A 19461-nucleotide genomic window follows, 5' to 3' on the forward strand; every position below is an offset into this window, starting at 1 on the left:
ATATATGGAGACTTTGAATACAAAAGTTAATGAGGTGAAAACTTCAAAAACTGTAAAAATAACAGGAGCTGAAGCAGTAATTAAATGTTTATTGGCTGAAGGAGTAGATTTGGCTTATGGTTACCCTGGTGGTGCTATTATGCCTGTGTACGATGAAATTTACAAATATCAGGATCAATTTCATCATGTGTTAACACGTCATGAACAAGGTGCAATACACGCAGCACAAGGTTTTGCACGTGTAACAGGAAAAGTAGGGATGGTTTTTGCAACTTCTGGCCCTGGAGCAACTAATTTAGTAACGGGTATTGCTGATGCTCAAATAGATTCAACTCCGTTGGTTTGTATAACTGGCCAAGTTGGATCACATTTATTGGGTTCTGATGCTTTTCAAGAAACAGATATTATTGGTATCTCAACTCCAGTTACTAAATGGAATTATCAAGTTACCAAAGCTTCAGAAATTCCTGAAATAATTGCCAAAGCGTTTTATATTGCAAAATCGGGTCGTCCAGGTCCAGTTTTAATTGATATCACAAAAGATGCGCAGTTTGGAGAATTAGATTATTCATATAAAAAATGTGAGAAAGTTAGAAGTTATAAAGCTGTTCCAAAATTAAATATTGAAAAGGTTAAAGAAGCTGCGGAGTTAATTAATAGCGCAAAAAAACCATTTATAGTTTGGGGACAAGGTGTTATTCTTGGTGGAGCAGAGCAAGAGTTCAAAAAATTTATTGAAAAAACTAATATACCGTCGGCTTGTACAGGTTTAGGTCTTTCAGCATTGGAAACGGCACATCCGTTACATGTTGGAATGGTTGGGATGCACGGAAATTATGCACCAAATGTTTTAACTAATTCGTGTGATGTTTTGATTGCTATTGGAATGCGTTTTGACGATAGGGTTACTGGAAATTTAGCAACCTACGCAAAACAAGCCAAAGTTATTCATTTTGAAATTGACCCTGCTGAAGTTGATAAAAATGTAAAAACTGATATTGCTGTTATAGCGGATGTTAAAGAAACATTGACTAAAATTATGCAGTTTGTAGATAAAGGTGAGCATAAAGAATGGATGACAGCGTTTGATAAGTTATATCAAATTGAAGTAAATGAAGTAATTAACGATCAGTTAAATCCTACAAAACAAGGATTAACTATGGGTGAAGTTTTAGGAGGAATCAACAAAGAAACGAATGGAGATGCCATTATAGTTTCAGATGTTGGTCAGCATCAAATGTTTGCTTGGCGTTATGCTAATTTTGTAAAAACAAGAAGCAATGTAACTTCAGGAGGTTTAGGAACTATGGGATTTGCATTACCAGCAGCTATCGGTGCAAAAATGGGAGCGCCAGATCGTGAAGTGGTTGCTATTATTGGTGATGGAGGTTATCAAATGACGTGTAATGAATTGGGGACTATTCTTCAAACAAAAGCCGCAGTTAAAATTGTGGTTTTAAATAATAGTTATTTAGGAATGGTACGTCAATGGCAAGAGTTATTTTTTGACAAGCGGTATGCTTCAACAGAAATGGTAAGTCCAAATTTTGTGAAACTAGCAGAAGCTTATGATATTGAAGCTGTTAAGGTTTCAAAAAGAGAAGATTTAGCAGGCGCTATAAAAACAATGATGGCATCAAAAGAAGCCTATTTTTTGGAAGTTGTTATAGAACAAGAAGATAATATATTTCCAATGATACCAACAGGAGCAAGTGTTTCAGATATAAGATTAAGTTAATTATGGAAGAGAATAAAAATTTTACAGTTTCAGTTTACACTGAAAATAATATAGGAATATTAAATCGCCTTTCGGCAATATTTTTAAAACGTCATATTAATATTGAAAGTATGACTGTTTCTAAATCTGAAATAGAGCATGTTCATAGATTTACATTTGTAGTAATTGTGCCAGAAACGTTGATTAGAAAAGTGGTTCTTCAGTTAGAAAAACAAATTGAAGTTATTGGCGCTTATTATCACACTGAAGATGAAATTATTTATCATGAAACAGCCTTATTTAAAATTTCTTCAGAACATTTATACGATGATAAAATTCAAGATAAAATGAAATTTAGAAGAGCGCACATTATTTCTATTACAGAACGATGGTTTGTAATAGAAGCAAGTGGTTTAAAAGAAGACATAGATAATATGTATGAAAAATTAAAACCATTTGGCTTATTACAATTTGTGCGATCAGGACGAATTGCAATTACAAAGCCTAAAATGGCAATATCAGAAATATTAGCAGAGATTAATTAAAAGAATAAAAAATATAAAAATGGCAAATTATTTTAACACACTTTCTTTAAGAGATAAATTAGATCAATTAGGAAAATGTAGATTTATGGAATCTTCAGAATTTAGTGAAGGTGTTGAAGCATTAAAAGGTAAAAAAATTGTGATTGTTGGTTGTGGAGCTCAAGGTTTAAACCAAGGTTTAAATATGAGAGATTCAGGATTGGACGTTTCTTATACATTAAGACCAGCAGCAATTTCAGAAAAAAGACAATCGTTTTTAAATGCATCTCAAAACAATTTTAGTGTTGGTACGTATGAAGAAATGATTCCAACGGCTGATTTGTTAATTAACTTAACGCCTGATAAACAACATACTGCTGTAGTTTCTGCTGTAATGCCTTTAATGAAAAAAGGTGCTACGTTATCATATTCTCACGGTTTTAATATAGTTGAAGAAGGAATGCAAGTTCGTAAAGATATAACGGTTATTATGGTTGCTCCAAAATCACCAGGTTCTGAAGTTCGTGAAGAATTTAAGAGAGGTTTTGGTGTGCCAACATTAATTGCTGTGCATCCTGAAAATGATCCAGAAGGAAAAGGATGGGATTATGCAAAAGCATACGCTGTAGGAACTGGAGGTCATACTGCAGGAGTTTTAGAATCATCTTTTGTTGCTGAAGTAAAATCAGATTTAATGGGTGAACAAACAATTCTTTGTGGTTTGTTACAAACAGGTTCTATTTTATGTTTCGATAAAATGGTTGCTGAAGGGATTGATAAAGGTTATGCTTCAAAATTAATTCAATACGGTTGGGAAACAGTTACAGAAGCCTTAAAATATGGTGGAATTACAAATATGATGGATCGTTTATCTAATCCTGCAAAAGTTGCCGCATTTGAAGTTTCAGAAGAATTAAAAGATATAATGCGTCCTCTTTTTCAAAAACATATGGATGATATTATGTCTGGTCATTTTTCAAAAACAATGATGGAAGATTGGGCAAATGACGATGTCAATTTGTTAACTTGGAGAGCCGCAACTGGTGAAACTGCCTTTGAAAAAACACCTGCTTCCGCTGTTGATATTTCAGAACAAGAATATTTTGATAATGGTGTGTTAATGGTTGCAATGGTTAAAGCTGGTGTAGAATTAGCTTTTGAAGCAATGACAGAATCAGGAATTATTGAAGAATCTGCATATTATGAATCGTTACACGAAACACCTTTAATTGCAAATACAATTGCAAGAAAAAAATTATTTGAAATGAATCGTGTAATTTCTGATACTGCGGAGTACGGTTGTTATTTATTTGACCACGCTTGTAAGCCTTTAATTGCTGATTATGTGAAAAATGCACCTAGTAATTTAATTGGAAGATCTTTTAATGATGGCTCAAATAGTGTTGATAATAAAGAATTAATTGAGGTAAACTCAGCAATTAGAAATCACCCAGTAGAAGATATTGGAGCATATTTACGAGAGTCTATGACTGCGATGATAAAAATAGTTTAATTTAAATTTTGTAATAACCTTTTATTGGAAACAACTATCAAAAATAGCATTTCATTAGAAAAAATATATAAAGCTCAACATAATATCAAAGGAGTTGTAGAACAAACTCCTTTGGTTTTTATGAAGAATTTTTCTGAGCGTTATCAAGCTAAAATCTACTTTAAAAGAGAAGATTTACAAGTAGTTCGTTCTTATAAAATTAGAGGTGCTTATAATAAAATTCAAGGTTTATCAAAAGATGAATTAGAAAACGGAATTGTTTGCGCAAGTGCTGGTAATCATGCGCAAGGAGTTGCTTATGCTTGTCAGAAATTAAAAGTTCAAGGAACTATTTTTATGCCTGTAACAACATCGCATCAAAAAATTGATCAGGTAAAAATGTTTGGTAGGGAGTTCGTTTCAATTCAACTTTTTGGAGATAGTTTTGATGATAGTCAGAAAGCAGCAGCAGAATTTTGTGAAACAACTAAGAGTACATTTGTACATCCTTTTGATGATTTAGATGTAATTGCTGGACAAGGAACTGTTGGTTTAGAAATATTAAATGATAGTAAATCTCAAATAGATTATCTATTTCTTCCAGTTGGTGGTGGAGGTTTAGCTTCAGGTGTTGGTAGTGTTTTTAAAGCGTTAAGTCCGTTAACAAAAATTATTGGTGTTGAACCAGCTGGTGCACCTTCTTTAACTAACTCTTTAAAAAAAGGCGTAAATACTACGTTAAATGAGATAGATAATTTTGTAGATGGAGCTGCGGTAAAAAGAATTGGTGAATTAAATTTTGAAATTTGTAAAAATTTATTGGATAGTACAGATTTAATTTGCGAAGGACTTATTTGTTCAACAATTTTAAAAGTATATAATGAAAATGCGATGGTTGTTGAGCCTGCTGGAGCATTATCTATAGCTGCTCTTGAAGATTATAAAGAAGAAATAAAAGGAAAAACAATTGTTTGTGTTGTGAGCGGTGGTAATAATGATATTACCCGAATGGAAGAAATGAAAGAACGAGCGTTATTTTATGAAGGATTAAAGCATTATTTTATCATTAAATTTCCACAGAGAGCAGGAGCTTTAAAAGAATTTGTGGTTGATGTTTTAGGCCCGAATGATGATATTGCCTATTTTGAATATACAAAAAAGCATAACAGAGATAAAGGTCCGGCTGTGGTTGGAATTGAATTGGATTCAAAAGAAGATTTTGAACCACTTTTGTCAAGAATGAAACAAAAAGGATTTTTAGGTGAATATTTGAATGAGAAACCTGAGTTGTTTCAGTTTTTAGTTTAAATAACAAAAAATAGACAATTTGTTAAATAATTAACAAACTTAATAGCGTCTAAAATATTTTATGTACTATTGTACCAATGAAAATAAATAATTTAAATACAACTGTAAATTTCCCCCGCTGCTTTGCTGACGTTTATCGCTGTGCGCGCTAATTATTCCTTATAAAAACAGTTTATTAATTTTCATTTATCACTAAATTATTTTGCAATCACTTTCTAACATCATATTTATTTCAGCTTTAACACTAATTGTTTTAGAAGTATTAGTGCTACGCTTTTCCATTCGCCGCCGTCCCTTGAGGGCGTAATCTTATTTTGAAAACGATGCGTTCGTTTTCCCTCTCAAACAACATCAATTAATTTTTTAACATTTAAAAAGTAAACAATGGAAATTGTTATTGCTAACACATCACATTTAAAATTTGCCGACATCATTTGTGAAACTATAAAAGAATCTGCAAAAGTTAGAGGTACAGGTATTGCTGAAAGAACTCCTGAATATATTTCAAAAAAAATTAGTGAAGGAGATGCTGTGGTTGCCATTGATGACGATAAATTCGCGGGTTTTTGTTATATAGAAACGTGGGACAATAATTCGTTTGTAGTAAATTCAGGGTTAATTGTACATCCAGATTATAGAAATCAAGGATTGGCAAAAAAAATTAAAAAGAAAATTTTAGAATATTCTCAGGAAAAATATCCTGATGCAAAAATATTTGGAATTACTACAGGATTAGCAGTTTTAAAAATTAATTATGAATTAGGTTATCAGCCAGTTACATTCTCTGAGTTAACAACTAATGAGGCCTTTTGGAATGGCTGTAAAACGTGTAAAAATTTTGATGTTTTAATGCGGACAGATAAAAAAATGTGTCTATGTACGGGAATGTTATATGATCCAAAACATGAAAAAAACATAAAAACACACAAATACAACTCAAAAGTATTAAGTAGATTAAAAAGTATTAAACAAGCATTATTTCTTAAAAAAAATAAAAAATAAAATGGAAAAAGTAGTATTGGCATATAGCGGGGGTTTAGACACTTCGTATTGCGTTAAATATTTAATAAACGAATTAAAATTAGAGGTTCATAGTGCACTTGTAAACACTGGTGGATTTTCAGCTAAAGAATTAGAAATTGTTGAAAAGAAAGCTTATGAAATGGGTGTTACTTCTCACATAAATAAAAATATATTAGAAGAGTATTATTCAAAAGCTATAAAATATATGGTTTTTGGTAATGTTTTAAAAAATAACACATATCCACTTTCGGTTAGTGCTGAACGTGTATTTCAGGCTATTGAAGTAGTTGAATATGCAAAACAAATTGGCGCAAAATACATTGCCCACGGAAGTACTGGAGCAGGAAATGATCAAGTGAGGTTCGATATGATTTTTCAAACCTTGGCTCCTGAAATTGAAATTATTACGCCAATTAGAGATTTAAAATTATCTAGACAAGAAGAAATTGCCTACTTAAAAGAAAATGGAGTAGATTATCCTTGGGAGAAAGCAAAATACTCAATTAATAAAGGAATTTGGGGAACAAGTGTTGGAGGTGTAGAAACCTTAACTTCACACCAAGCTTTACCAGAAGAAGCTTACCCAAGTCAGTTAGAAAAAACAACTCCAACAGATGTTAAACTTCATTTTAAAAAAGGAGAGCTGGTTGGCTTAAATGATGAATTTGATACTTCTGTTAATACCATTTTAAAGTTAGAAGAAATTGCTTCAAAATATGCAATTGGTAGAGATATTCATGTAGGAGATACCATTGTTGGAATTAAAGGAAGAGTTGGTTTTGAAGCTGCTGCTGCAGTTGTAACTATTAAAGCGCATCATACGTTAGAAAAGCATGTATTATCCAAATGGCAACAAAATTTAAAAGAGCAATTAGGTAGTTGGTACGGAATGTTATTACACGACGGTCAATATTTTGAGCCTGTGATGAGAAATATTGAAGCCTTTTTAGAAGATTCTCAAAAAACAGTGACGGGAGAAGTTTTTGTAACCTTAAAACCTTACCATTTTAGTATAAACGGAATTGAATCTAAACACGATTTAATGAAATCTAAATTTGGTGAGTATGGAGAAACAAATAAGGCGTGGTCAGCAGATGATGCAAAAGGGTTTATTAAAATTTTAGGAACGCCAAATAAAATATATCACAGCGTAAATTCAGAATTATGATAAAAGTAGGAATTATTGGTGGAGCAGGGTATACAGCAGGAGAATTAATTCGTTTATTAATTCATCATTCTCATGTAGAAATAGATTTTGTGTACAGTACTTCAAATGCGGGAAATTATATTTATAATGTGCATCAAGATTTGTTGGGAGCATTAGATTTAAAATTTACGGATACTGTAAATGGCAATGTGGATGTATTGTTTTTGTGTTTAGGACACGGAAATTCAAAAAAGTTTTTAAAACAATATCAATTTTCTGGAGGTACTAAAATTATAGATTTAAGTAACGATTTTAGACTGAATATAGATGCTATTTTTCAAGGAAATGAATATGTGTATGGTTTACCAGAATTACAACAACAAAAAATTGAAAAAGCGAATTATATTGCAAATCCTGGTTGTTTTGCAACAGCGATTCAATTGGCTTTGTTACCATTAGCAAAAGCGAATTTATTAAATAATTCAGTACATATAAATGCCACTACGGGCTCAACAGGCGCTGGCGTTTCACCAAGTGAAACCACTCATTTTAGTTGGAGAGATAATAATTTTTCAGTGTATAAAGCATTTACGCATCAACATTTAGATGAAATTTCTGAAAGTTTAGGCTTGTTACAACCAGATTTTTCTGAAGAGCTATTTTTTATTCCAAATAGAGGGAACTTTAGCAGAGGAATTTTTGCATCGATCTATTTAAATTTTGATGAAAGTATAGAAAAAGCGTACGAATTATTTGAAGATTTTTATGCAGATGCAGTTTTTACAAAAGTGTCAAAAAATCCAATTCATTTAAAGCAAGTAGTGAATACAAACAATTGCTTTATTCATTTAGAAAAGTATAAAAACACCTTATTAATTACTTCGGCAATTGATAATTTATTAAAAGGAGCATCTGGGCAAGCCATTCAAAATATGAATTTAATGTTTAAATTAAATCAAACTGAAGGATTGCAGTTAAAAGCTAATTTATTTTAAAAAAAACAACATGAAAATAGCAATTATTGGCTTAGGAAATTTAGGGTATTCAATAGCAATTGGTATTTTAACACAAGAAAATTTTAAATTCAAAAATCTATATTTAACAAAACGAGATATAGATTCTTTAAGTTCTTGGGAGAAATTACCCAATGTTAAAATTTCAACCGATAATAAGAAGGCTGTTCGCTATTCGGATGTTGTTATAATTGCTGTACAACCTAAACAATTACATACAGTTTTAGAAGAAATAAAAGAGGTGGTTAATCCTAAAACACACACAATTATTTCAGTGGTTACCGGTAGAAAAACGGATGAAATTGAAAGTGTTTTAGGTGCTGATGTTCCAATTATTAGAAGTATGCCAAATACGGCCATTTCTGTTGGACAATCAATGACATGTTTAAGTTCTAATGAAAAAGGAAAAGAGAATATAGAATGTGCAAAAACCATTTTTAATTCTTTAGGAAAAACCATGTGTATTGAAGAAAATCTAATGCAGGCAGCAACCGTAATATGCGCAAGTGGTATTGCATTTTGGATGCGTTTAATTAGAGCGACTACACAAGGTGCTGTACAATTGGGATTTGATTCTAAAGAAGCACAAGAATTATCGGTTCAAACGTGTTTGGGTGCTGCCAGTTTATTAATCCATTCAGGAAGTCATCCTGAGCAAGAAATTGATAAAGTTACAACCCCAAGTGGTTGTACAATTGAGGGTTTAAACGAAATGGAGCATCAAGGATTGAGTTCATCCTTAATTAAAGGTTTGGTAACTTCTTTCGAAAAAATTAATCAGATTTAACTTTTTTATTATGAAATTATTTGATGTTTATCCGCTATACAATGTAACTCCAGTGAAAGCTGAAGGTTGTTATGTTTGGGATGAGAATAACACTAAATATTTAGATTTATACGGTGGTCACGGAGTAATTTCTGTGGGACATACCCATCCAAAATATGTAGCTTCTTTAACTAATCAATTACATAAAATTGGATTTTATTCCAATTCAGTTCAAATGCCTTTACAGGTTGAATTGGCTCAAAAATTAGGAAAGTTGTCAGGTTGTGAAAATTACAATTTGTTTTTATGTAATTCTGGAGCTGAAGCCAATGAAAATGCGCTGAAATTAGCGTCTTTTATCACTGGAAAAAGTAGAATTATTTCTTTTACAAATTCCTTTCATGGAAGAACATCTGCTGCTGTTGCGGTTACGGATAATAAAAGTATTAATGCACCAATCAATCTTCAACAAGAAGTTACGTTTTTACCGTTGAATGATATTGAATTAGTTATTCACGAAATTGGAAAAGGAGATGTTGCCGCAGTAATTATTGAAGGAATTCAGGGTGTTGGAGGTTTGGATGAGGGAACTACTGAATTTTTTCAGGAAGTTCAAAAAGTGTGCAATAGAAATTGCGTGTTGTTAATTTTAGATGAAATTCAATCTGGTTATGGAAGAAGTGGAAAATTCTTTGCATTTCAATACCATAATATTCAGCCAGACATAATAACAACAGCCAAAGGAATGGCAAATGGATTTCCAATGGGTGGTGTTTTAATTTTAGATGTTTTTAAAGCCAAATACGGTAGTTTAGGTACAACTTTTGGTGGAAATCATTTAGCGTGTACTGCTGCTATTGCTGTATTAGATATTATTGAAAATGAAAATTTAATTGCCAATGTTAATGAAGTTTCAAATTATTTTATGGAAGAAATTAAACAGATTTCTGAAATAAAAAAAGTAAAAGGAAGAGGTTTAATGTTGGGTGTAGAATTTGATTTTGAAGTAGGAGATCTTCGAAAAAAATTAATTACCGATAAACATATTTTTACTGGAGGTTCTAACAATAAAAATCTGTTAAGAATTTTACCTCCTTTAACAATTACCAAAGCTCAAATAAATGAATATATAAAAGCTTTAAAAGAAGTATTGGCATCATGAAAGCATTAACTTCAAATCAAAAAAACAGTGTTTTAGCATCTATGGCTCAATTAATAGATTCAGAAAGAACTGCTATTATAAATGCCAATAACATAGATGTTGAAAATTATTCTGGCGAAGATATTGCAATGTATGATCGACTTAAAGTTGATGATACGAAGATTGATGGAATGATTGTTTCATTACAACAATTAATTGCAGATATTGATCCAGTAGGAAAAGAACTATATAATTTTACCCACGAAAACGGGTTGAAAATGACCAATAAAACGGCACCTTTCGGAACTGTTTTAATCATTTATGAATCTAGACCAGATGTTACAGTTGAAGCTGGAGGAATTGCATTTAAATCTGGAAATAAAATCTTATTAAAGGGCGGAAAAGAGTCACTAAATTCTAATTTAATAATTGTTGAATTGTGGCATAAAGCATTGGCTGAAAATAATATTTCAACAAATTGGGTGGAATATTTAAATTATAACAGAACTGAAACACTAGAGTTTTTAGAACATCCAACTCAAAAAGTAGATTTAATTGTACCGCGCGGTGGAGATAAATTAATTGCTTTTGTAAAACAACACGCAAAATGTCCCGTAATTGTAAGTGGTAGAGGAAATAATTTTGTGTATGTAGATACTGAAGCTGATTTAGATATGGCTTTATCAGTAATTATAAATGCGAAAGCTTCAAAAATATCAGCCTGTAATGCGTTGGATAAAGTATTGATAAATACAAATTTAATAAATAAAGAATCCTTTATTAAATCGTTGATTCATAAATTGGTAGAACATAAAGTTGAAATTTTAGGGGATGCTGAAATCTCTAAATTTGAAAATGTTTCAGCTTTTGACGATGAAGCCATTTGGTTTGAAGAATTTTTAGATTATAAAATAGTTTTAGGAGCGGTGAATTCTTTAGATGAAGCCATTTCAAAAATAAATACCTACGGAGGAGGACATTCGGCGGTCATAATTACAAACAATACAGAAACTGCTCAAAATTTTATGGAATCTGTGGATTCAGCTGCTGTATACCAAAATGCATCAACTCGTTTTACAGATGGTGGTCAGTTTGGTTTGGGTGGTGAATTGGCAATAAGTACAGATAAATTGCATCATAGAGGTCCAATGGGATTACAACATTTAGTTACTAACAAATGGTACGTGTACGGAAATGGACAAATTAGGTAAAAAAAGAATTTTATTAAAAATTGGTTCCAATGTGTTAACAAAGGAAACCAATCATATTTCTCGTGGAAAAATCGAAGATATTGCTTGCCAAATTGCAGATTTAAGAGACGAATATGAGTTTGTAATTGTAACTTCAGGCGCTATTGCAGTGGCAAAACAATTTGTACAGTTAGAGAGTAATGGAAAGGAAATTAACGTAAAACAAGCGTTAGCTTCCATTGGTCAACCACATTTAATGCGTATTTATCAGGAAAGTTTTAGAGAACTTGGTTTGCTAACTTCGCAGTGTTTATTGTCGTATTCCGATTTCAAAAAAGTAGAATCAAGAACCAATATTAAAAACACCATAAATGTGTTGGTTGAAAATAGTTACATTCCAATTATTAATGAAAATGATACCGTAGCAACAGATGAAATTAAGTTTGGTGACAACGATAAATTATCAGCATTAGCAGCAGAGCTTTTAAATGTTGATTTGTTAATTATTGCAACCAATACTAATGGAATTTATATGAAAGAATCTATTAATTCAGAAAAAGTAAAAACCATTAGAGAAACTTCTGATATTCAATTGTTAAGAGATCAAATTCAAACATCGGTTTCGTTGCACGGAACAGGTGGAATGTCAGCAAAAATTGAAGCTTCAGAAATTGCACAAAATGCAACTATTGAAACGTGGATAGTAAATGGATTAAAAGATAATTTTGTTGTGAATGCAATGAAAAATAAAAGTGAGTTCACAAAAATAACAGTTAAATAAAATGCAACATTATACCAATATAAACGAGTTAGATAGCTTACAAAATACAGTGAAAGAAGCTATTAGTTTGAAGAAAAATGAATTAAAATTTAAATTTCTTGGTGAAGGAAAAACCATTTGCTTATTATTTTTCAATAATAGTTTGCGTACGCGTTTAAGCACACAAAAAGCTGCTCAAAATTTAGGGATGAATACTGTTGTTATGAATTTTGGAAGTGAAGGTTGGCAGCTAGAGTTTGAGGATGGTGTAGTAATGGATGAAGATAAATCTGAACACGTTATTGAAGCTGCGCAGGTAGTCGCGCAATATTGTGATATTGTTGCTATTAGAGCATTTGCTTCTTTAACAGATAAAGAAAAAGACAGAGCAGAAATTGTGATTGAAAGCTTTAAAAAATATGCTGGAATTCCAGTGGTAAATATGGAAAGCGCTACTGGGCATCCGTTACAAGCTTTGGCAGATGCAATTACAATGGAAGAGTTTAAAGTTTTGCATAAACCAAAAGTGGTGTTGTCTTGGGCGCCACATCCAAAAGCGTTGCCGCATGCAGTTGCCAATTCTTTTGTTGAAATGATGCAATTACAAGATGCAGATTTTGTAATTACGCATCCTGAAGGGTATGAATTAGATCCTGAAATAACAAAGAATTCAAAAATTGAATACAATCAGAATAAAGCTTTTGAAAATGCAGATTTTGTGTATGTTAAAAACTGGAGTTCTTTTAAAGACTACGGAAAAGTAGTAAATAAAGATGCCAATTGGATGGTGACAGCTGAGAAAATGAAATTAACTAATAATGGTAAATTTATGCATTGTTTACCTGTTAGAAGAAACGTAATTGTTGCCGATGAAGTAATTGATTCTGAAAATTCAATTGTAATTCAACAAGCAAATAATAGAACCTATTCAGCACAAATTGTGTTAAAAAAAATATTAGAAAACCTATAGTATTCAATATTGTCACACTAAGCCTGTCGAAGTATTCTCACAAATAGTAAAAAACAATGAAAAAACAACTTTTAAAAATAGTAAAAATTGGCGGAAATGTAATTAATGATGAAATTGCATTGAGTTTATTTTTAAAAGATTTTGCCACTATTGAAGGACCAAAAATATTGGTGCACGGAGGCGGAAGGAGAGCGACTGAAATTGCTTCAGAAATGGGTTTAAAGCCAAAAATGATAAACGGTAGAAGAGTAACTGATGAAGCTAATTTAGAAGTTGTAACAATGGTTTATGCTGGTTTGTTGAATAAAAAAATAGTAGCTCAATTGCAACAATTTAGTTGCAACGCCTTAGGATTATCTGGTGCTGATGCCAATTGTATTTTAGCGCATAAACGAATAGTAAAAGATATTGATTATGGTTTTGCAGGTGATGTTGATGCTGTAAATTCTGAGATTATTGATATACTTCTTCAAAATAATGTAACACCTGTTTTTTGTGCGATAACTCATGATAAAAATGGACAATTGTTAAATACAAATGCAGATACCATTGCTTCTGAGGTTGCAATTGCATTGAGTGATTTGTATGAAACGGAATTAAATTTTGTGTTTGAATTGAAAGGAGTTTTACAAAGTATTGACGATAAAAATTCTGTAATTACACAAATTAATTTGAATAAATACGAGCAATTAGTTGAACAAGGTGTTATTTCAGAAGGTATGATTCCAAAACTTTATAATTGTTTTAATGCATTAGAGAAAGGTGTTGGAATAGTGAAAATTGGAGACGCTACTTTAGTGCAAAATGAGACTAAATTTTATACAACATTAAGTTTAAAATAATGAAAAATAAATTAACGATAGAAGCCATAGAGTTGCTTAAAAATTTAATTTCAAAGCAATCATTCTCAGGTGAAGAAAACGAAACAGCATTGTTAATAATGCAATGGTTTTCTAGTCACGATATCAAATTTGAAAGTGATAAACACAATGTTTGGGCAAAAAACAAGCATTTTGATGCTTCCAAAAAAACAATACTTTTAAACTCTCATCATGATACCGTAAAACCTAATAAAGGATATACTCGAAATCCGTTAAGTGCAGATGTTGAAGATGGAAAATTATTTGGTTTAGGAAGTAACGATGCTGGTGGTTGTTTAGTCTCTTTATTGGCAACTTTTACATACTTCTATACTAGAGAAGATTTAAAATACAATTTTGTAATTGTAGCTTCTGCCGAAGAAGAAAATTCAGGTCCAAATGGATTAAATTCTATGTTGAAAATTATTCCTGAAATAGATTTTGCAATTGTAGGTGAGCCAACCTTAATGCAATTAGCTATTGCTGAAAAAGGGTTGATGGTAATGAACTGTGAGGCAAAAGGAACTTCTGGTCATGCAGCACATGGAATTGCAGATAATGCCATTTATAATGCTATTGAAGATATTCATTGGTTTCAAACTTTTGAGTTTCCGGAAGTTTCTGAAACTCTTGGAAAAGTTAAAATGACAGTTACACAAATTGAAGCAGGTTCTCAACATAACGTAATTCCTGCAAGTTGCAAATATGTTGTAGATGTGAGAGTTACAGATGCTTATAGCAATCAAGAGGTTTTTGATATTATAAATTCAAATGTAAAATCTGATGTGAGCCCAAGATCACTTCGTTTAAATTCATCTTCAATTCCGAAAGAACATGCAATTGTGCAAGCAGGAATTAAATTAGGGAGAGAAACATATGGTTCACCAACATTATCGGATCAAGCAGTGTTAAGTTGTCCTTCTTTAAAGTTAGGACCAGGACAAAGTTTGCGCTCCCATACTGCCGATGAATTTATTTATGTAAATGAAATTGAAGAAGGGATTGATTTGTATATTAAAATTTTAAATGAAATAATATAAAACCACACCAATATGAAACTTTGGGATAAAGGATTTTCAACCGATAAAAAAATAGATTTATTTACGGTTGGTAACGACAGAGAGTTAGATTTAATTTTAGCAAAATACGATGTAATAGGAAATATTGCACACGCAAAAATGTTGCATAGCATAGGCCTGCTAACTGCTGAAGAATTAAATTTATTAGAAGTAGAACTAGGAGCCATTTTAGCAGAGATAGAAAATGGAAATTTTATTATTGAAGATTCATTTGAAGATGTTCATTCTAAAATCGAGTTTTTATTGACTGAAGAGTTAGGTGATACGGGAAAAAAAATTCATACTGCAAGATCAAGAAATGATCAAGTTTTAGTGGATGTGCATTTGTATATAAAAGACGCATTAAATGATATTAATGAAGAAGTTGACGATCTTTTTGATTTGCTTATAAAACTAGCTGAACAATATAAAGATGTTCTATTACCAGGGTATACGCATTTACAAGTTGCAATGCCATCTTCTTTCGGTTTATGGTTTTCAGCATATGCAGAAACCTTAATTGATGATATTTATTTTTTAAAAGCTGCATATAAGGTTGCTGATCAAAACCCATTAGGTTCAGCTGCGGGTTATGGAAGTTCATTTCCTATTGATAGAGATTTTACGACTAAAGAATTAAAATTTGAAACCTTAAAATTTAATTCTGTTGCTGCTCAAATGGGTAGAGGGAAATTAGAAAAATCGGTCGCATTTGCAATCAGTTCAGTGGCAAGTACATTGTCTAAAATGAGTATGGATATTTGCTTGTATATGAGTCAGAATTTTAGTTTTATTTCATTTCCAGATGAATTAACAACAGGTTCAAGTATTATGCCTCATAAAAAAAACCCAGATGTTTTTGAATTAATTAGAGGAAAATGTAATAAATTACAAGCACTTCCTTATGAGTTTACCTTAATTACAAATAATCTTCCAAGCGGTTATCACAGAGATTTACAGTTGTTAAAAGAAGGATTAATTCCATCTTTTTCAACGTTAAAATCTTGTTTAGAAATGTTGACATATTCATTAAAAAATATTCAAGTAAAAAAGAATATTGTTGAAGATGAAAAGTATTTCTATTTATTTAGTGTTGAAGAAGTTAATAAGCTAGTTCAAAATGGAACTCCCTTTAGAGATGCATATAAAATTGTTGGTAAAAACATAAATGAAGGGAATTTTAACCCAGATAAAACAGTAAATCACACTCACAAAGGAAGTTTAGGGAACTTATGTTTAGATGAAATTGTAGCGAAGAAAAATAGGATTAACTAAAAGAACAAACTAATGTTATACTGAACTTGTCGAAATATATGAACGAAATATTCAATTTAAACTTCGACAAGTTCAGTTTGACAATGTTACCTTAATCCATTACAAATTTAAATCCAGCAGAAATTATTCCTGAAGTTAAACCTGTATTTCTTTTATAATTGCTGTATTTTAAATCCACACTTTTTAAACCTAGTTTCCAAATTCTACGTTTAGTAAAAATATCAGTATAAGAAACTCCAAATCCAAATTGATTTGAATTAAATTCTGATAAATCATTATCTGAAGTGTAAAATTCATCAGTAGAAACTAATTGTTCATAAGGAGCAAAATAATCTGCTGCTGTCTGATTGTAATATCTATAAGAAGGATATAACGTAAATTTATCACTAATTTTTATGGGTAATTCAATATCTGCTGTATGCGAAGTAACTCCCCAATCGTCATAATAATAACGGTAATAAGTTCTTAGAGAAACTACTTCATTTATATAATAATTTAAACGAGCACCAATAGGAATTTTAAACCTAGTATTTGGTAAACGTTCAATATCATCAGCTAGTTGAAAAACATCTATGTTTGTTGGTGAAGTATAATTAGAAATGCTTGAAGAATTTCCAATATAATAATTATCTCTATCGGCAAAATAAACACGTTGCATAGGATTTGCTAACCAACCTTTTTGCTGAACGATATCTGCAAAAATTGAGAATTGAGCTTTTTTACTTATAATTTGAGAAAAACTTATAGAAAGTGAATAGGTATTTCTTGATTCATCTTCAATTAATGTTGTGTTTAAAGGACTCCAAGTAGTTGAGCCGTTTTTATCAATTATATTTCCGCTTTGGTCAAGTATGTCAATATTGTTAAAAAAGCCATTATTCAAATTTTGATTGGCGTCTAAATATGCATCTATTTCTTTAGGGAAAAGAGGTTGCCAAGTGTCAAAGTAAGCATTGGCTTTAATGCCTATTTCAGTATTTTTTTCATTAAACAATTTGGTGAAATTTCCTCCAATTCCAATTGAAGTATAATCATATTCTTTAGAAAAACTTGCGTTAGCTCCCATAATAGTATTTCTATCGTCAGAAGAATGATCATAACTAAAATTTAAACTTGTCCAGGCATCAGATTTTGAAGCACCACTAGATTCTATCCAAGGGCTTCCTGCCGTTATATTGTTGTCCTCATTGTCATCAAAATCGAAAGGATTTAAATTACTTGATGAAGCAGAACTATATGCAGAAATTGTTGCATCAATAGTTAAAATATCATCGTCATTTAATGGGATTGAAATCGTTAAACTACTTGCTATATCTGTAAGTTCTTCTGTACCAATACCACCCGTAACAGCTGCATTATCACCATCTTGCGAATAATAACTTGAGATAAAGTCAACCTCGGTATTTTCTAAAACTCTTTTTTTATAAGTTTTAGTAGCTTCTGGATCAGTTGTTTGTGCATTTCCTAAAAAGGAGCAAAAAACAACTAAAATTATCAATATTTTTTTCATATTTATTTTATTAATTACAACCACAACCACCACCTGATTTTCCTCCATTAGCACCTGAAGCAGCTTCTCGATATACTTGTGCACTAGTTTCAAATTTTCTAATTTTTTTAGAAGCTAATAGCATATCGGGATCATTAATATATACTTTTTCATATTCTTTAACTGCTACACAAGAAGTTAAAGAGCTTATTGCTAGTAACAGCAAACACAGTTTCTTTATCATAATTTATTTATATTAATTTGTTCTGATGTGTGAATTTTACCTTGGTCATCAATTATTATACATTCTATATTTTTTAGTTGATTTATTCTGTTTAAACCAACTTCAGTTCCCATTACAAAAACCGATGTTGCTAAAGCGTCTGCCAACTCTGCTTTTGGAGCAAAAACAGTAACACTTATAATACCGGATGTTGGATACCCAGTTCTTGGGTCTATTATATGTGAATATCTGATGGAATTAAAAGTTACATATTTTTCATAATTTCCAGAAGTTACCACTGCACCATTTGATATTGGTAAAAGTGCAAAAGCTTTATTTTTATTCATAGGATTTGTAATTGCAACTTTCCAATCTTCTCCATTTGGTTGTTTCCCCCATGTATTCATATCGCCAGAAGCATTAATAATTCCAGCAGTTACACCTTTTGAAATTAATAATTTTTTCGCTTCATCAGCTGCGTAACCTTTGCCAATGGCTCCAAACCCAATTTTCATTCCTTTTAGTTTCAAAAAAACAGTTTTATATTCTTCATTAAGAATGATATTTTGATAACCAACTTTTGAAACAGAGTTGTTAATTTCTTCTTCAGAAGGCATTATTTTCATACTTCCGTCAAATTTCCAAATTTTATCCATTGAAGCATAACTTATATCGAAAGCTCCATCAGTTAGTTTTGAAATTACCAACGAACGTTGAATTAGATTAAACAACTCAGTTGAAACTTTTATAGGTTTAATGCCTGCATTTCTATTTATTTCTGAAGTTTGAGAATTAGGATCCCACGATGATATTAATTTTTCAATTCTTGAAATTTCACCAATTGCAAGATTAATATAGTTAATAGCTTCAATAGAATCATTGGCAACAACTGAAATATCAAATCTGCTACCCATTAACTTTAAAGTTTTTCTATGAAGTTGTTGAGCGCTTGTAATAGATGACACAAATAAAATAGAAACTAAAAAGAAATATTTATTCATTACTTTTTAAATGAATTAAGTAATTTAATATACTCAGAAGGGCTTATTTTTTTATAGCCAGTGTTACCTAAAAGATTCGCATTTTTATCTAAAACAGCTACAAATGGGAAATAACCCTGTAGGTTGTATTTTTCCATAAGTTGATTGTTTTGTTGTTGTTGTGTATCACTTAGTTCATTCTTTTTCTTTCTTGGAAAATCAGCTAAGAGCATTACATAATTTTTTTCTGAATAGGTTTTAAATTCTTCAGTACTCCAAATTTCTTTATTTAGTTTAATGCAGGGTGCACACCAATCTGAGCCTTGAAAAACTAAAATAATATTCTTGTTTTCTTTTGAAGCTAAATTCTTAGCCTCTTCAAAATTTGTTTGCCATTTTTGGGCGTTTGAGATAGTTACCACAAGAAGCAAAAGCATTCCTAAAATTGATTTTTTCATATTTATTTTAATAGTTATTTTATCGTAACATTTCAATTAGATTAAACCCTACCTTAAAAAAGATATC

Annotated in this window: 19 protein-coding genes; 15 read left to right on the plus strand and 4 right to left on the minus strand. The window is 31.1% G+C overall.

Features of this window, described 5'->3' with window-relative positions; all coding sequences use genetic code 11:
- Window positions 1-4 precede the first annotated feature (4 nt).
- From ilvB to argH, 15 genes are all read left to right on the plus strand, one after another.
- Complete coding sequence (gene ilvB / locus Q0352_RS14300; protein ID WP_299528713.1) at window positions 5-1738, plus strand: biosynthetic-type acetolactate synthase large subunit; 1734 nt, start codon at window positions 5-7, stop codon at window positions 1736-1738.
- A 2-nt stretch (window positions 1739-1740) separates the two neighbouring features.
- Window positions 1741-2262 (plus strand): acetolactate synthase small subunit, encoded by a 522-nt coding sequence (ilvN, locus tag Q0352_RS14305; protein WP_299528715.1) that lies wholly within the window; start codon window positions 1741-1743, stop codon window positions 2260-2262.
- Window positions 2263-2281: 19 nt separating this feature from the next.
- On the plus strand, window positions 2282-3754 hold the full coding sequence (gene ilvC / locus Q0352_RS14310) for a ketol-acid reductoisomerase (RefSeq protein ID WP_299528717.1): 1473 nt from the start codon (window positions 2282-2284) through the stop codon (window positions 3752-3754).
- A 24-nt stretch (window positions 3755-3778) separates the two neighbouring features.
- Complete coding sequence (gene ilvA / locus Q0352_RS14315; protein ID WP_299528719.1) at window positions 3779-5041, plus strand: threonine ammonia-lyase; 1263 nt, start codon at window positions 3779-3781, stop codon at window positions 5039-5041.
- A 384-nt stretch (window positions 5042-5425) separates the two neighbouring features.
- Entirely contained in the window at window positions 5426-6043 is a 618-nt protein-coding gene (locus tag Q0352_RS14320) for a GNAT family N-acetyltransferase (RefSeq protein ID WP_299528721.1), read from the plus strand.
- A 1-nt stretch (window position 6044) separates the two neighbouring features.
- Window positions 6045-7232, plus strand: a complete 1188-nt coding sequence (gene argG / locus Q0352_RS14325) for an argininosuccinate synthase (protein WP_299528724.1) — start codon at window positions 6045-6047, stop codon at window positions 7230-7232.
- A complete protein-coding gene (gene argC / locus Q0352_RS14330) occupies window positions 7229-8206 on the plus strand; it encodes an N-acetyl-gamma-glutamyl-phosphate reductase (protein WP_299528726.1) in 978 nt (325 codons plus the stop codon). The genes argG and argC overlap by 4 nt, the downstream gene beginning before the upstream one ends.
- A 10-nt stretch (window positions 8207-8216) precedes the next feature.
- Window positions 8217-9011 (plus strand): pyrroline-5-carboxylate reductase, encoded by a 795-nt coding sequence (gene proC, locus Q0352_RS14335; protein WP_299528728.1) that lies wholly within the window; start codon window positions 8217-8219, stop codon window positions 9009-9011.
- 10 nt (window positions 9012-9021) lie between these two features.
- Window positions 9022-10152 (plus strand): aminotransferase class III-fold pyridoxal phosphate-dependent enzyme, encoded by a 1131-nt coding sequence (locus tag Q0352_RS14340; protein WP_299528730.1) that lies wholly within the window; start codon window positions 9022-9024, stop codon window positions 10150-10152.
- Window positions 10149-11342, plus strand: a complete 1194-nt coding sequence (locus Q0352_RS14345; RefSeq protein WP_299528732.1) for a glutamate-5-semialdehyde dehydrogenase — start codon at window positions 10149-10151, stop codon at window positions 11340-11342. The genes Q0352_RS14340 and Q0352_RS14345 overlap by 4 nt, the downstream gene beginning before the upstream one ends.
- Window positions 11326-12102, plus strand: coding sequence for a glutamate 5-kinase (gene proB / locus Q0352_RS14350; RefSeq protein WP_299528734.1), 777 nt, complete (start codon window positions 11326-11328; stop codon window positions 12100-12102). Before Q0352_RS14345 ends, proB begins: the two co-directional genes overlap by 17 nt.
- A 1-nt stretch (window position 12103) precedes the next feature.
- A complete protein-coding gene (locus Q0352_RS14355; RefSeq protein WP_299528736.1) occupies window positions 12104-13051 on the plus strand; it encodes an N-acetylornithine carbamoyltransferase in 948 nt (315 codons plus the stop codon).
- 56 nt (window positions 13052-13107) lie between these two features.
- On the plus strand, window positions 13108-13893 hold the full coding sequence (argB, locus tag Q0352_RS14360) for an acetylglutamate kinase (protein WP_299528738.1): 786 nt from the start codon (window positions 13108-13110) through the stop codon (window positions 13891-13893).
- A complete protein-coding gene (locus Q0352_RS14365) occupies window positions 13893-14951 on the plus strand; it encodes a M20 family metallo-hydrolase (protein ID WP_299528740.1) in 1059 nt (352 codons plus the stop codon). The genes argB and Q0352_RS14365 overlap by 1 nt, the downstream gene beginning before the upstream one ends.
- 12 nt (window positions 14952-14963) lie before the next feature.
- Window positions 14964-16244: an argininosuccinate lyase gene (argH, locus tag Q0352_RS14370; RefSeq protein WP_299528742.1), complete on the plus strand. Its 1281-nt coding sequence runs from the start codon at window positions 14964-14966 to the stop codon at window positions 16242-16244.
- A 91-nt stretch (window positions 16245-16335) separates the two neighbouring features.
- Here the strand turns inward: argH and Q0352_RS14375 are convergent, their stop codons facing one another.
- Genes Q0352_RS14375 through Q0352_RS14390 form a run of 4 tightly spaced genes read right to left on the minus strand, consistent with a single transcriptional unit; the run spans window position 16336 to window position 19394 of the window.
- Entirely contained in the window at window positions 16336-17754 is a 1419-nt protein-coding gene (locus Q0352_RS14375; RefSeq protein WP_299528745.1) for a DUF3570 domain-containing protein, read from the minus strand.
- A gap of 10 nt (window positions 17755-17764) precedes the next feature.
- Window positions 17765-17977 carry a DUF4266 domain-containing protein gene (locus tag Q0352_RS14380; protein WP_299528747.1) on the minus strand — a complete coding sequence of 71 codons (213 nt, stop codon included), beginning with the start codon at window positions 17975-17977 and terminating at the stop codon, window positions 17765-17767.
- Window positions 17974-18957 (minus strand): FAD:protein FMN transferase, encoded by a 984-nt coding sequence (locus tag Q0352_RS14385; protein ID WP_299528749.1) that lies wholly within the window; start codon window positions 18955-18957, stop codon window positions 17974-17976. The genes Q0352_RS14380 and Q0352_RS14385 overlap by 4 nt, the downstream gene beginning before the upstream one ends.
- Complete coding sequence (locus Q0352_RS14390; protein WP_299528752.1) at window positions 18957-19394, minus strand: thioredoxin family protein; 438 nt, start codon at window positions 19392-19394, stop codon at window positions 18957-18959. Before Q0352_RS14390 ends, Q0352_RS14385 begins: the two co-directional genes overlap by 1 nt.
- Window positions 19395-19461 lie beyond the last annotated feature (67 nt).

It is taken from the genome of uncultured Lutibacter sp., assembly GCF_937891065.1.
Lineage (GTDB): Bacteria > Bacteroidota > Bacteroidia > Flavobacteriales > Flavobacteriaceae > Lutibacter.